This window comes from Spirosoma lituiforme (assembly GCF_054776635.1).
The window spans coordinates 1-15079 of sequence record NZ_BAAHBO010000008.1 but is presented as its reverse complement, the minus strand read 5'-3'; the positions used below and the strand labels follow the sequence as shown (position 1 = coordinate 15079).

11 protein-coding genes are annotated in these 15079 nt (G+C 51.1%); 6 read left to right on the top strand and 5 right to left on the bottom strand.

The features are described 5' to 3' along the window. Nucleotides 1–11 precede the first annotated feature (11 nt). The 3 genes from ACYU87_RS22455 to ACYU87_RS22445 all read right to left on the bottom strand — a co-directional run bounded on the left by ACYU87_RS22455 (nucleotide 12) and on the right by ACYU87_RS22445 (nucleotide 8200). Nucleotides 12–3383: a VCBS repeat-containing protein gene (locus tag ACYU87_RS22455; RefSeq protein WP_461136350.1), complete on the bottom strand. Its 3372-nt coding sequence runs from the start codon at nucleotides 3381–3383 to the stop codon at nucleotides 12–14. 90 nt (nucleotides 3384–3473) lie between these two features. Continuing rightward, nucleotides 3474–5012: a RagB/SusD family nutrient uptake outer membrane protein gene (locus ACYU87_RS22450; protein WP_461136349.1), complete on the bottom strand. Its 1539-nt coding sequence runs from the start codon at nucleotides 5010–5012 to the stop codon at nucleotides 3474–3476. A 32-nt stretch (nucleotides 5013–5044) separates the two neighbouring features. Then, complete coding sequence (locus tag ACYU87_RS22445) at nucleotides 5045–8200, bottom strand: SusC/RagA family TonB-linked outer membrane protein (RefSeq protein WP_461136348.1); 3156 nt, start codon at nucleotides 8198–8200, stop codon at nucleotides 5045–5047. A gap of 314 nt (nucleotides 8201–8514) precedes the next feature. Between ACYU87_RS22445 and ACYU87_RS22440 the strand changes: the two genes are divergently transcribed. Further along, the gene (locus tag ACYU87_RS22440; RefSeq protein WP_461136347.1) at nucleotides 8515–9366 is read left to right on the top strand and encodes an AraC family transcriptional regulator; all 852 of its coding nucleotides are present in this window, start codon (nucleotides 8515–8517) and stop codon (nucleotides 9364–9366) included. A 40-nt stretch (nucleotides 9367–9406) separates the two neighbouring features. Here the strand turns inward: ACYU87_RS22440 and ACYU87_RS22435 are convergent, their stop codons facing one another. Then, nucleotides 9407–9988, bottom strand: a complete 582-nt coding sequence (locus ACYU87_RS22435; protein WP_461136346.1) for a DedA family protein — start codon at nucleotides 9986–9988, stop codon at nucleotides 9407–9409. Between the two features lie 39 nt (nucleotides 9989–10027). Then, nucleotides 10028–10204 carry a hypothetical protein gene (locus tag ACYU87_RS22430; RefSeq protein ID WP_461136345.1) on the bottom strand — a complete coding sequence of 59 codons (177 nt, stop codon included), beginning with the start codon at nucleotides 10202–10204 and terminating at the stop codon, nucleotides 10028–10030. Between the two features lie 210 nt (nucleotides 10205–10414). On the opposite strand from ACYU87_RS22430, the gene ACYU87_RS22425 reads away from it, so the two are divergent. The 5 genes from ACYU87_RS22425 (at nucleotide 10415) to ACYU87_RS22405 (ending at nucleotide 14826) form a co-directional block, all read left to right on the top strand. After that, nucleotides 10415–11632, top strand: a complete 1218-nt coding sequence (locus tag ACYU87_RS22425; protein ID WP_461136344.1) for a GAF domain-containing sensor histidine kinase — start codon at nucleotides 10415–10417, stop codon at nucleotides 11630–11632. A 78-nt stretch (nucleotides 11633–11710) separates the two neighbouring features. Next, nucleotides 11711–12406, top strand: coding sequence for a response regulator transcription factor (locus ACYU87_RS22420; protein WP_461136343.1), 696 nt, complete (start codon nucleotides 11711–11713; stop codon nucleotides 12404–12406). After that, on the top strand, nucleotides 12403–13764 hold the full coding sequence (locus ACYU87_RS22415; RefSeq protein WP_461136342.1) for a HAMP domain-containing sensor histidine kinase: 1362 nt from the start codon (nucleotides 12403–12405) through the stop codon (nucleotides 13762–13764). Before ACYU87_RS22420 ends, ACYU87_RS22415 begins: the two co-directional genes overlap by 4 nt. 269 nt (nucleotides 13765–14033) lie before the next feature. Beyond that, on the top strand, nucleotides 14034–14426 hold the full coding sequence (locus ACYU87_RS22410) for a hypothetical protein (protein WP_461136341.1): 393 nt from the start codon (nucleotides 14034–14036) through the stop codon (nucleotides 14424–14426). A gap of 46 nt (nucleotides 14427–14472) precedes the next feature. Then, nucleotides 14473–14826, top strand: coding sequence for a TerB family tellurite resistance protein (locus ACYU87_RS22405; RefSeq protein WP_461136340.1), 354 nt, complete (start codon nucleotides 14473–14475; stop codon nucleotides 14824–14826). Nucleotides 14827–15079: the final 253 nt, after the last annotated feature.

Below are 15079 nucleotides of genomic sequence, written 5' to 3'. Positions count from 1 at the left end.
ATCAAAATTGATCAACGCTTTCGGGGTGCGAACACCTGCGCGGATGCGTTATTTTTTGCAAAAACAAATTGCCCCTGCGCCAGGCGTTTTACCCGGCGAACCTGCCCTTTGGCCACTAACCCCGAGGCTTTCGCAGATAGAGCGTTGAACTGCCCATTACCCAGACCCAGCAAAACAAGTCCGTAACTGGCGTCGTACCGACCTAGTTCGGGCAGTACGTCGTAGAAATTACCTCCCATTACCAGGTCCATCTTCCCGTCGCTGTTAACGTCGCTGATCTCGATACCACAAACCGGCGATAGCTGCGCTTCCATCGGCAGTGGTTTGAGGGTTAGCTTGCCCTGACCGGTATTCAGTAAAACAACCGACTCAGCCAAATTTGCCTGCTTCACGACAGCACTGCGTAACTGACTCTCGTTGAGTAACTGGTCGATTTGCTGACCCGCGTATTCCGTATACTTAACGTACTTTTTCTTGATTCCGGGCATCTGTTTTTGAAATTCCTGCTTCAGCAACATCGGGTACAGCTTGCCGGTCTCATCAGCGCAGTTGATAATCTGTTCGATGGTGCCATTTTGATCGAAATCGCCCGTATATAATTCTGCCGGAGTAGTCTGGGTCGCTTTTATCCGGCTGTTGGTACCCAAATTGCCCGCAACCAGATCGATGTCACCATCCCCATCAACGTCTCCCGCTTTCAGGCAATTCCACCAGCCACCAGTTTTGAGGGGTTCGTTGGTCTGGTGTTGAATAGACCCTTCATTGCGCAGGACCAGCTTTCCCCGCTGATTGTCGAAAATCATAATTGGCATCCAGTCACCGACAACAATTAGCTCCGGGTACGAATCGGCGTTCAGATCGGCCCACACCGCGTCGGTCACCATGCCCAGCTGAGCCGCCTGGGGCAGGAATCGTTTGGTGTAATTTTTAAATACGCCCGTTCCATCGTTGACGAGTAGGTAACTGGGCGGCATGTAGCCATACTGGCCCGGCACCATCCGCGAGCCAACGAACAGGTCCTGATCGCCATCCTGGTCGAAGTCGGCAGCCCTGACACAGGAGCCGCTGGCCGCCAGATTGGGCAGACGGGTGTCCCGACTGAAATGACCACGACCATCGTTGAGGTACAGCCGATCCTGCAACTCGTCGGCTTCCGCACTAAATTCGTTGCTCCCCGACACCATGAACAAGTCCTGATCGCCATCCTGGTCCACATCAACGAAAAGCGCATCGACGGCTTCGATCTTTGTGTCCTGTAAGAGCGCAGGGGGCGTTTTGTCGAGAAAGTGGCCGTTGGACTGCTGAATCATCAACTTGTGCGGTTTACCGGCGGCACTGCCAAAAAATACATCGTCCAGTTTATCCCCGTTTACGTCGCCAACGGCCAGCGCCGGTCCCTGCGTAGACAGCATCTGTTTTAGCAGCGGATCTCGGTTGTAGTCGACAAAGGCACTTTCCTGGTGGGTGTACGTCAACCCACTACCCGCTGTTACATCAGTGAGCCAGGGAGCTGGCTGGTTGCCGGAAGGCTGCCGGGTGGTCGCTGCGTCCTGCTGACGGAGCGTTAATACCTGATTCGCTTTGGGCTGTCGAATCGTCTGCGTCCGGTCGTCGGGCCAGACAACAACGACGGAATCAATTCGGGTCTGATTGCCCAGACCAAACAGCAGCGACAGATCGACCGATGATTGAAAGCCCCGGTTAGGCATTTGCTGGAGCAGCTGTTGCCGTTTGTTGCCGCTTGAATCCGGTCCATACAGGTAAACGCTGGCCCCAATGGCATTGCGATTTTTACCCGTTCCAATCAGGTTTACTGTTAGGTAATTCGACCCGTTCTTCTCCCGCGACAAGTTTTTGTAAACGGCCACGGGCGCGTTAACGTTGTTGACGATCAAGTCCAGATCACCATCATTATCCAGATCACCATAGGCCGCCCCATTCGAGAAGTCGGGTTCACTGAGTCCCCAAGCCACCCCTTTGTTGACAAACTGAAGGTTTCCGTTGTTTTTGAACGCGTAGTTTGGCACGGGTTCGGACGGGGCCTGATCCAGGAATTTCTTCGGATCGAGCGTGCCCTGCCGGGCAATCTGAACCATGTTTTCGCGGTCGGCCAGGTAACTGACAAAATCCTGATTGGTCAGATCTTTAGCAATGCCATTGGCCACAAAAATATCTTTCTGCCCGTCGTTATCCATATCGAAAATCAGAGCGCCCCAGCTCCAGTCGGTGGCATGAACCCCGGCAAATCGGGCCACATCGCTGAATAACGGTACTGCCGATTTTCCACCCAACGGAGCCGTGCTGCCCCGATTCAGTTGCAGCGTATTCTGCATGTACTGGTAATGAAAATCGCGGCCGAGTTTGAGCTGAAACAGGTCATAGCTCTCGAACGTAGAGGTCAGTTTCAGCCGTCGGTCGTTACCCGGCAGCATATCGGTCACGAAAATATCCAGTTTCCCGTCGTTGTTGACATCGGCAATATCAGCGCCCATCGATGACATGCTAATGTGTGGCATCGACTCCTTTACGGCTTCCTGAAAGGTACCGTCGTGGTTATTGAGATACAGATAATCGTGTTCGTAGAAGTCATTGGAGATGTAAATATCCGGCCAGTTGTCGTCGTTGACATCACCTATCGTGATACCCAGCCCGAACCCGATGAGACTACCGTAAATACCCGCCTGCTCGCTGACGTCGGTAAAGTGATTCCCGTCATTCCGCATCAGTTTATGGCCACCCAGCGAATCACGCTGATCCCGAATGTTGGCGTATTGCAGCCGCGAGACGGGGATAAAACTATTATTGAGCAGATACATGTCCAGGTCCCCATCCCGGTCGTAATCGAAGAAAGCGGCATGGGTCGAATACCCCCGGTCATCCAGGTGGTATTCTTTTGCTTTTTCGGTAAAGGTCAGATCACCGTTGTTGATGTAGAGTTCATTCGCCCGGTCGTCGCCCGGACGAATTCCGGCGTTGCAAACGTACAGATCAAGTAGTCCATCGCCATTGACGTCGGCAAATGTAGCACCTGTACTCCAGGCCTTTTTGCCGCCCACGGCTGCTTTGGTCGTGATATCATCAAACTGAATGGAGCCGTCGGTCTGTTTGCCTTTATTTACGTACAGCTTATTCTCGCCCATGTTGGCAATCAGGAACACATCCGGAAAGCCATCGTTGTTAATGTCGCCAATGGCCACTCCTCCCCCATTGTAGAAGTTCCGGTAGTTGAAAATATTGAATTCCTTATCGTCGGCGACGGTGTTGCTGAACGCAATGTTCGTTTCGGCAGATGGTAGTTTCTCAAACAGCCGATCTTCCGTTTCAGCCTCATTCCGGCAACCAAACAAACTGCAAAACAGCAGCAAAAACAGGCTAACGCGCATGAAACGTATGTTGACTATGAAATAGAGCAGACTTGACAGGTAAAAGAACCCATCAAGTCTGTCTGGTAAAAGCGTACACTCGACTAAATTTTAGTAACCCGGATTCTGTTTAAGCAATGGGTTGCTCGATAGCTGATTGGCGGGGATTGGAAATATCCGGCGGCTAGGGTCGCGGCTAACCAGTTCAAATGGTGTGGCAAAGTTTTCGGCTTTCGTGGTCCAGTTACCCTCCCACTTACCGAACCGGATCAGATCACTCCGACGCCAGCCTTCCCAGGTTAGCTCCCGGCCTCGTTCGGCCAGCACCTCATCAAGTGTCAGCGTCGTTACAGCGGCCAGTCCCGCCCGAGTTCGTACCTGATTCAGCGACGCCAGCGCGTCTGCCGTATTACCTAGACGTAATGACGATTCGGCTTTCAGCAACAGTACATCGGCGTAACGCAGAATTACCCAGTCATTATCGGCATTGTTACCAGGTAAGTTTGACTGAATCTGGTATTTGATGAGCCGGACACCTTCGTTCTGAGCCGCTTTTTCGATCGAGTTTATTTTAGCGGTGAAGTTCAGCGTCTTGTTGGTTTCGCCCGTTACAGCGTCATTGTAGATAATAGGACTACCGGCTTTATCGGTCTGCACCCCCTGAAGCCATTGATTCTTACGCACGTCATTGTTGGCAAACGTACCGTAGAAGTCGGCGTAGGTGGCGTATCCGTTCCAGGGACTATCGGCCCCCAAGCTGTACTTAGCCTTGAATGTAGGGTGCAGGGTTTCCATGGTCAGGTTGTTACCAGTCGCGTAGTTCTTATCGAATACGCCGACGATGATATTCTCAACGTTGGCGCCGTTACTCTGGTTGTTGGTAGCGAACAGCCCGAAGAAATCACTATTTAACTTGTAACCCAGCTTGGTAACGGCATCGCAGGCCGTTGCGCAATCCTGCCAACGGGCTGTGCCGGTATACACTTCCGCATTGGCGTATAGTTTGGCCAGCAATGCCTGAGCTGCTCCCTGGGTCATCCGTCCGTAGGTTTCCGTAGAAATATCGGCTCTCAAGTCGGGCAAAGCCGCTTTCAGTTCACTCTCGATAAAGGTGAAAACGTCTTTTCGCTCGCTCTGGGCTACGCTGCCCGCCGGTGATTTCTCCGTGATGAGCGGAACCCGACCGAAGAAATCGCAGAGGACGTAATAATACCAGGCGCGGAGCGTACGCAATTCGGCCACGGTTGCCGCCTTACCAGGAATGGTCAGCGTACTGGCGTTGAGGTACGAGAGATACAGATTCGTCTGGGCAATGCCCGTGTAGGCGTAGTTCCAGGAACCGTTAATCTGCGGGGGCGTCACCGAAGAAAAATCGTGACGGGCAAACTTCTGCCAGCGTCCGTCGTCGAACCAGTCGGGACCGCGGGTGGGCACAACCATTTCGTCGGATGCGGCTTCGTTACAGGTACGCACGTCATTGATGGCAAACCGTAATTGTCCGTAGGCAGACCCGACGATCGAATTTAATTCATCGGCGGATGAAGGAAACTTGTCGGCAGATGCCTGATTGAATACCTGCGAATCCAGGTCAGTACACGACTGGCTGATCGTAAGAACGCCCAGCAGGCTGGCGATGAGGGAGTATTTCATAGGTTTTTTATATCGTTCAAGTGAGACCATACTTAAAATGCGACAGAGACGCCTAAAACGAATGATCTTGTTCGCGGATAGAAACTGACCGGGTCGATACCTGGCGACAGGTTGACGTTGTTATCAGTCGGTCCGCCGTACACGTCGCGTGACGATCCAGTACGTAATTCCGGATCAATACCGCGGTACTTGGTTATGACAAACAAATTCTGACCGGAAACGTATACCTGCGGGTTTCTGATATTTCGGCCGAGACCCGGAATCCGGTAACCTAACCGGAAGTTATCCAACCGAATGAATGAGGCATTTTCGAGCCACAAACTTGACAGCTGCGACGCTACCCCCTGGCCAATGCCGCTCTGAAACGCATAATTCAGAACGTTATTACCGGGAAAATTGCCGGGGTTAGCGTACAGTATGTACGGCCCGTTGATAGCCTTCTGCCCCAATGAGCCCCGGATAAAGAAGTTCAGATCGAAATTGCCGTACTGGAAATTGTTGTTCCAGCCAAGGGTGAGCGAAGGCTGTGAACTACCCAGATACGTACGATCTTTTCCACCCGGATCTTTGCCGCCCCCGCCATTGTCCTGGAAAATATAATTCCCTTTATCATCGAATCCCAGAAAGCGGGCCGCATAGAACTCACCGATCGGGTAGCCTTCCTGGAGCACAATGGGGAATGTGTTGGCAAAGCCGCCCTGTCCGCTACCGATTCCACCGTATGTAGTTGGGTTAGACGTATTGTAGGAGTAGAAGCTGTTACTCAACGACCCGACCCGGTTCCGGTTATGGGCCAGATTGAGGGTTGTCTGCCAGCTGAATTTTGCTTTGTCGATCACCTGGTACGTTAAGCTCAATTCGACACCCCGGTTGTTGACCTGCCCTACGTTGGCCAGGATGTTGTTCACCACGGCGGTCAGATTTTCCGAACCGTACTTCTGGCCAATGGCCAGCGGATAATTGAACAGCAGATCTTTGGTGTCTTTGTTATAAAACTCAAGCGATCCCTGCAAGCGCGAATTAAGCAGCGAAAAATCGAAACCCAGGTTCGTCATGGCCGAGGTTTCCCACTTCAGATCGGGGTTGGCGTTCTGCGTAAACGAGTAAGCCGACCGGAACCCCCCATTGGTTGGGTAGAAGCCGCTCTGCGTAAAAATCAGCCGGGAGGCATAGTCCCCAATCCCGTCCTGATTACCCGTTACGCCGTAGCCCAGCCGTACTTTCAGATCGTTGATGACGCGGCTGTTTTTCAGGAACGCTTCCTGGCTAACGCGCCAGCCCACCGAAAGCGAGGGGAATACCCCCCACCGGTTGTTGGCCCCAAAACGGGACGAACCATCCCGTCGAATGTTAGCGGTCAGCAGGTACTTATCATCGTAGGAATAATTGACCCGGCCCAACAAACCGACCAGAATAGCCTCGTACTTGTTCGACGTGGCAACCCGTGTATTTCCGCCGTCGGGCAGGGGATTACCAGCACCCAGGTTGTTGTAACCGAAAATATCCGGAAAATCCCGGTTCTCGGCGAAAAATTCCTCACTGCTCAGTTTCTGGTAGGTATGCCCGGCCAGCACGTTCAAATTACTTTTGCCAAATGCCCTGGTATAGCTGATGGTGGACTCAATGAGCTTATCGATTACTTCGCGCTGATTCCGGTTGGCCAGCGATTTACCCGTATTGGCATAACCCCGGAAGGTACTTGGCACAAAATAACCGGAAAAATAATTGTAGTCGCTCAGCGACGCATTGACACCGATCTTCAGCCCTTTTACGACCTCCAGCGATACCTTGCCGTTAATAAGCGTTTGCTTTTCTTTGGCGTCATTTTGTATCTGCATCAGACGGGCTACCGGATTCTCTTCTTCGATCTGCGGGCTGGCTAGCTGAAAAAACGACCCGTCGGCGTTATAAACCGGATAGGTCGGGTTCATTTTAATAGCCGCCCGAAACGCATTATAGTCAACAAACTTCTTGTTTGAAAATTGCTGAGAAACCAGCAGCTGAACTTCCAGACGATCGTTAAAGGCTTTCTGGGTCAGGTTCAGCCGGGCGTTAAGCCGGTCATAGCCCGAGTTTTTGACAACCCCCGGCTGATTCAGGTAAACCAGCGATCCACGGTAGGTGAATTTATCCGATCCCCCCGAAATGCCTATCGAATGATTGTGGCTAATGGCCGTTTGCTCCATTTCCTTGAACCAGTTGGTACTAGCTCCCCCGTCGATGGCTTTGACGCCCAGTTCCTGCGCTTTCTGCCGGAAGGCATCGGCCGATAGAACGTCCGGGTTTTTGACCACGTTCTGAACGCCGACGAACCCATTGTACTCAATCTGGGTCTGGCCGCTTTTACCCCGTTTGGTCGTGACAACGATTACGCCGTTTGCTCCACGCGACCCGTAAATGGCGGCCGCCGAAGCATCCTTCAAGACGTCTACGCGCTCAATATCTTCGGGTGCTACGCTGTTCAGGTTTGCCCCGGATACTCCATCGATCACGATCAGAGGCTCACTATTGGCACTCAGAGACGATGTACCCCGCAACCGGATGGCCGGGCGGTTGTTGGTGGGATCGCTATTGGGCGATTGAATGACTAGCCCGGCTACTTTACCCTGTACCGATTGCAGCGGGTTGTTGATAACCCCGGCGTTGAACTCTTTGGAGGTTACCGTAGACGTAGCCCCGGTAACGTCGGCTTTTTTCTGAGTACCGTAACCCACTACCACAACTTCGTCCAGCGACTTGGTATCGGTTTTCAGGGTAATATTGACAACGCTTTGGTTATTGACAACGGCATCCTGCGGCAAATAGCCGACAAAACTGAATGTCAACGTCACTCCCCCGTCTGGAATCGTGAGCCGGTAGGCTCCGTCCTTGTCGGTGGTAGTACCCCGCTGACTGCCTTTAACCACAATGGAAACGCCGGGTAATACAGCCCCCTGCTCATCGACCACCGTACCGGTGATGGCGCGGTCAGCCAGATTCGCAGCCAATACGGAGCTACCTGCTTTTTTTAGTGAACCTCCTGCACCCGCGAAAACACCTTTCGATTCATTTACATGTATTCGCCGATCCGTCGATTGACTACCCGGCAGAACCATGTCGTGGGCAAAAACGCTACCCGGTACACATAAAAACGGGGAAAACCCGATGTAAAGGCTGCGTCGCCATTTTCCAGTGAAAATTTTATTCATAATACATAGGTGTTTGGGTTAAGGAATGACCAGTCAGTAGTTCAGCACGTTTAATGCTTTGCCAATGAGTGGGGTAGTTTCTTTTAATAGTTATTAAGAAAAGATAAAGGAATACCTTTAACTATTGCATTTTGCCCATAAAATATAGTGCAAAATAACCCACCCTCTGGCGATGAAGCAACTCCTATTTTCAGAAAAAAGTCCGTTATTTTATCATTTAAATTACATTATATACCAATAGTTTGGTTAAAATACCAACTGTAATGTATTAGCTACCCGCAACCTGTTGGTCTGGTAGTCAATGCCTATTCTAAATGAAGAAACGCAAGACACTTATTCAGAAGCCTCAGATTGATCCCCTCCATTCGTTTGCCTGCCGGGAGTATACTACACCCGAATTCGAGTCCAGTTGGCACAAACATGACGACTACGAAATTATTTTGATTACCCGTGGACACGGAACGTTGCTAATGGGCGATTACATCGGGCTCTACCATACCGGCGAGATTTATTTCATAGCCAGTAAACTTCCTCACTCGTTCCGAAAAGAAAATCCGGAGATGGTTGGGAGTGCCATTGTCGTTCACTTCCGACGGGATATTTTCGGTGATACTTTTTTAGAAATGCCCGAATTAAAAGCGATTCATAAGCTTCTAAAAAGGCAGGAAGGTATTCGCCTGGAGAAAGATCTGAAGGATAAGACCAGAGAGCTGCTAGTCGTGCTTGGGCAACAAAATGGATTTACCAGCCTAAGCACTCTTTTACGCTGCCTGGACCAGATAGCGGCTTCCACTTCCTGGTCTGCATTAACCAATTATCGGGCAACCCAGGAAGAATTAATCGATCCCACGATTGAAGCCATTTTTGAGTTTTCGTTCAAGAATTACCTGACGCCCATAACCCTGTCGCAGGTGGCTGCCGAGGTAAGTATGACCATTCCGACCTTCTGCCGGTTTTTCAAAAAGAATGTTAAGAAGAGTTATTTCGATTTTCTTCAGGAAGTACGCGTGGGCCACGCCTGTAAACTTCTGTCGGACACGACCTTGCCCATCCTGGATATTTGCTTTAAGAGTGGTTTTAACAGCTGGGCTCATTTCAGCAAAAAATTCAAAGAAATCAAGCAGACGACACCCTCGAAATACAGGATTGAATTTGGACGAAGCTGAACCGTACGGATTTACTGCATTGGTGGAATTGCTCAGTTCCCTATTCTTCTTCGATTGCCTGTTGAATCAGCCGCGGTTGACGGTAATGCCGGTAAGCACCCCATACCAGGCCCAATCCAACCAGTATTCCCACCAGTAATCGTTCGTGGTGCCGGATATCGGCCAGCACTGGCTCGATTAACTGTACCAATTGATTACCGACCAGGCCCAGCAATAATGCCCAGATCACGCCCCCCAATCCGTTGAGCAGCAAGAAGCCCAGCCATCCATATCCCGACGCGCCCACTACAGCCGGAATAACTATCCGAAGTCCGTACAAGGCTCTAAAACCAACAATCAGTAGGGCTCCGTACCTGGTCAATAATTGCTGCACCCGCTGAAATCGTGGTTGCCATGTTGGCCGTTTGTGTATGAACTGCTGCCCGTAATGCTGACCGATGTAGAAATAAATCTGACTGACCAGAGTAGTTGCCAGAGCAGCCATCCCAATCACGATCGGCATCGAAAAATAGCCCTTATGGGCCAGATAAGCGCCAACTAGTAAAAAAGCTTCCCCTTCAATCAGCACACCTAAGAATAAAATAGGATAGCCGTAGGTTAGTACCAGGTGCTCAAAAGACATAACAGGCTTGGGAAAATGGGTGATTGTAAGCCTAACTCATCACATGGCGCATTGTTCTTCAACCATTGCTTGCCTGTCTTCCCACAGCTTAACCTCCAGACGACTCTCCCGCATTGCCCATAAGCCGCTGGTGTTGACCCTCTCCCGAATAGCGGCTATTGCCGAGGCTTCTTTAGCAGTTACGCTTTCTACCAGAGCGCTTACTCTATTAACCACTTATTAAATATATGAAAATACCGGTTTACCATTAATGGACGTAAGGTAAATTGCCGGGTGTGATCAATAGCCGACCTAAACGATCAGCCTGTCGTAAAAAAGTTATACTTCTTCAACGAAATCTGTTGTATGCGGCACGTACAAAAACGTTAGGTGGACTGACGTACAATTTGAATCATAAAAAAACGAACTTCTTCTTTTCTATACTTTATGAACGCTGGCTACCCAATTGCCGAAAATGAATTTGACCGTCTTGTTGATCTGGCTGACTTCGATCTCGACTATACAACCCTGAAGGATAAGTTTAAAGACCTGACTACCCTGGCGGCCAAAGTTACGGGCACTGATATTTCCCTGATCAACCTGATTGACTCGTATACCCTGTGGACCATCAGTAGTCATGGACTGGATTTAACGTTTATGCCTCGCGAAGATGCTGTGTGTCAATACACCATTCTGGAGAACGATAGCTTCGAGGTTAAGGACATGCAAAACGATGAGCGATTTGCCCATCAGTCGTACGTAACTGACGATCCCCGATTGCGGTATTATTTTGGCATACCCCTTAAGTCCAGCCGGGGCAACTCCCTTGGTACACTTTGCGTGTTTGACACCCGCCTTAAAGAACTTGATCCGGAAAAAGTTGAACTCCTGCGAATTGTAGCCGCTGAAATCGTTAGCCGTCTGAATACCATTCGGGAAATACGCTATTTAAAACAGCAAGCGGCTGAACTGAACGAATCCCGTAAACGAGTAGCCCATGATATTCGCGGGCCTTTGGGTGGCATTATGTCCATGGCTCAACTGGTTATTGCCAGTGGAGACAGCTTCAAGCTGAAAGAAATACTGGATTTTATCGAACTGATTCAAATGAGCAGCAAATCGCTGCTTGAACTGGCAGACGAAATACTGGTGCAGGACGACAAGTGGAAAAGTCAGAACAAGCCGTCCGAGGAGGTGTTCCATCAGGTAAAACTAAAGGACACCCTCGAAAAATTGTATACCCCTCAGGCCATAGTAAAAGGCGTACATTTTTCCGTTTCTACGGAAACATCGACCGAAATGATGCCCTTTTCCCGCAATAAAGTGCTTCAGATTGTGGGAAATTTGATTTCCAACGCAATCAAGTTCACCCCGCAGGCGGGCCGCGTTGAGGTTCACACCAGGTTAACCATGGAGGGCTCGCGCAACATGCTCCGCCTTATGGTTCGGGATACCGGCGTGGGCATGAGTGAGGAAAAGGTCAATCATATCTTGAACGGTCAGGGGCAGTCGAGCCAGGGTACGGACGGGGAGTCGGGCTACGGGTTTGGATTACCCCTTGTCAAGCACCTGGTCGATACGCTGAACGGGTCAATCACCATTCGCTCGGTTCCCGAACAGGGAACCTGTTTCGACGTTAGTCTGTCGCAGCCAAGAACGAACTAATCATATTGATGCCTACCTTGCCATCCGTTGTGTCATGTACCTGGAATCGGTTTTGTTTCCCGGATTAACCGTAACCTTATGATGTCGGGTGTCAGTGCGCATTTGCTGGTGGTTGAAGACGAGCCCAAGGTAGCTACGTTCATCAAGAAAGGGCTTCAGACCCAGGCCTACACGGTCGATGTGGCGTTGACCGGCGAAGAAGGCAAGCAACTTTTCGATACCACGCCCTACAAGCTGGTTATTCTGGACGTTAATCTGCCCGGTATGAGCGGGCTCGACTTGGCCGAGTACATCCGCAGCCAGCAGAGTCGGCTACCCATTTTGATGTTGACGGCGCTAGATACGACCGCCGATAAACTACTGGGTTTTGACGCCGGTGCCGATGATTACCTGGCCAAACCATTTGATTTTCTTGAGTTACTGGCCCGGGTTAAAGCCCTGCTTCGCCGATCAATCCCGAACGAAGAAGAAAGCCAGATCCTTCGCGTGGCCGATCTGGAACTGGACCTTCACCAGCGGGTAGCCCGTCGGCGGGGGGAAACAATTGACCTGACCGCCCGTGAGTTTTCGCTGCTGGAATACCTGATGCGTCATGCTGGCCGGGTTGTTTCGCGGGTCGACATTGCCGAACAGGTCTGGGACATTGGGTTCGATACCGGCACCAACGTGATTGACGTGTACATTAGCTATCTGCGCGCGAAAATTGACAAAGATTCATCCGTCAAGCTCATTCACACGCTAATTGGCATGGGCTATGTGCTGAAAGAAAAATGAGCCTTCGCACCCGACTAACGCTTTTGTTCACCGCCATTGTCTCCATTTTGCTGGCTCTGTTTTGCGGGCTTCTAGTCAAACTGGCCGGGCAATACCGGGAGAGCCAGTTTCAGGAACGGTTACAGGCCGAAGCAACAACGGCGGGTCATTTGCTGCTGACGCAGGAACGAGTGGGACCAACCCTCTATAAATTATTAGACAAAAATCAGCTGACGGTTCTTCCCGACGAAGAGATCATTATTTACAACACGCAGAATAAACTGGTGTACGAAAGCGGGACAGACTACCTCTCGCCTGACCCCGAAAAACTGAACCAGATACGACAAAACCAACGCGTGGTCTGGAAAGAAGCAGACCGCGAGATTGTGGGTATCCTGTTTACCAACCATCGTCAGCCGTTTATCATCGTTGCTTCCGCGGTGGATACGTATGGATACCGTACTGTAACGAGCCTTGGCAACCTGCTGGGTATCGGCTGGTGTGTCATGATTGGTCTGCTCCTGCTGGCGGGCCGTTTTTTTGCGGGCCGTACGCTTCGGCCCATTGGCCGGATTAACCGGCAGATCGACGCTATCACGGCCTCCAATCTCTCGCTGCGCCTACCCGAAGGCTCTCAGGGTGACGAGCTGACCCAGCTGACTCAGCACTTTAACCGAATGCTGGGCCGACTGGAGGAAGCTTTTCGGTTGCAGCGTTCGTTCGTATCGAGCGCTTCCCACGAATTACGAACGCCCCTTACGGCTATTACGGGTCAGCTGGAAGTCTCGCTCCTGGCCGACGATGAACCCGACGAAATACGGGCTACGCTCCGGTCGGTTCTGGATGATGTGCGTGGGTTAAACCGAATGGCCAATGGACTACTGGCCCTGGCCAATGCCAGCATGGATACGTCTGCCGTACCGATGGACCTCGTTCAGTTGGATACGTTGCTGGAACAAATCCAACTGGAGTTTCGACGAATTCAGCCAACGTACACAATTCATTTACGCATTGATTCAACAGCGACTGGCCCGGCTGTCTGGAAACTAATGGGTAGCGAGCCCCTGTTGCGAACGGCTTTTTACAATTTGCTGGATAATGGCGGAAAATTTTCACTCGATCATACCGTTTTCGTGCAGCTGACCGCTCAGCACACCACCATGCAGGTGACCGTCCACAATACGGGCTCCGTTATTTCTCCCGACCAGCTAGCCCTTATTTTCAGCCCCTTCCAACGGGGACGTAACGCCAGCGGCTACCCCGGACACGGCATCGGTCTGGCGCTCACGGAGCGAATTGTTCACCTGCACCAGGGACAAATCCGGGCCGATTCGTCCGTTGAAGCCGGAACGACGTTTACCGTTATCCTCCCCCGTTGATACCATAGGCCGTTACCATTTTTTAATTTTTTGCCCGACGCCGTACCGCCTTTTCTAGGTCAGGTTCTTGAACCTGACACCACACTAAGAGCCCGAATTTGTGACTCGGTCTACTCCCCCAGCCCCCAGTCAACTAACTGCATTTCTAATTCCGTTCTAATGTGGCTCTAACACGAGCCTAACACCGGGGTGCGACCTTTGTCAAGTCAACCAGCGGATAAGGTCAATTGATCTTACGGCGATCTGGATGACGATAAACTCGACAAACCATGAAACGGATATCATTCATTGCAGCCCTTATCAGCTTCTCGTTCATAACAGCTTCGGCTCAGGATAATCAGAACGTACGGAACGATCACACGTACTCAACGCATAACTACAAGCACGGCAACAAAGCTGCTGCGGCTCGCCAGTGGGAAAACAAGTCGGGGGCTTCGGTTCGTGCACCCGGATTGAGCACAGGTCCTTTGGCAAACTATAAACAGCCCGTACCGGGTGCCACGCCAATAGGCGGTGTAGTCGTGCCACACACGCCGGAAACGGATGTAACGCTGCGAAACTATAAAATTCAGCGGGTGAGCGAGCCGAATTCTACATCTGGCGAACTAGCTAAGTCCGGTAATTCGACGTCCAGCCAACCGACTTCCCAAACGGGGCAGTAAGTACAGACATTCGCTTAAAGACTAACCCTTACTCTTTTCCTGAATTATGTATTCTCCCGATATAGCGATGGGGCTAGGCAGTATTGTCTACGCGCTATTAAAATCAGACGGTCAATTGCAGCCGAAAGAAGCAAAAGCCGTTCGTCAGTTGTTGGCTGACTATCCACACAGTAGCCTGGCCATTGGCTCCGTTTTCCTGCGCGATACGGTAGGCGAAAGCGTCGAAGAGGCTTTCGCCTTTGGCCTGCGACGAATGGCGTATAAACGAAACGAACTCAGCCAGCAAACGAAAAAGCGGTTTGTTCATCTCCTGCTTCGGGTGGCCAAGGCCCACGATGGCGTCTCCCATAAAGAACGGGCGTTTATCTGGCGGTTCTGGCGAGAAATTAAACCTCTGTAAATCAGATTTATTTTTTTTATTAATTGAGCAAATTCTGTTCATGCTAAAAAGCAGCCACTCTTCCGAATGGCTGCTTTTTTAGGGTGTCGTTGTGATACGAATTTAAACTCAGTTGATGGCTATCAGACGGCTGGGCGCGCTGGGCTGCCGGGTAGCCAACGTTACGGAGTGGGTCGTCACCTCAACCCCGTTGCTGACCCGAACCTGATACGCCCCATCGGGCAAATCGCTCACCGTCAGTCGAAGACGAGCT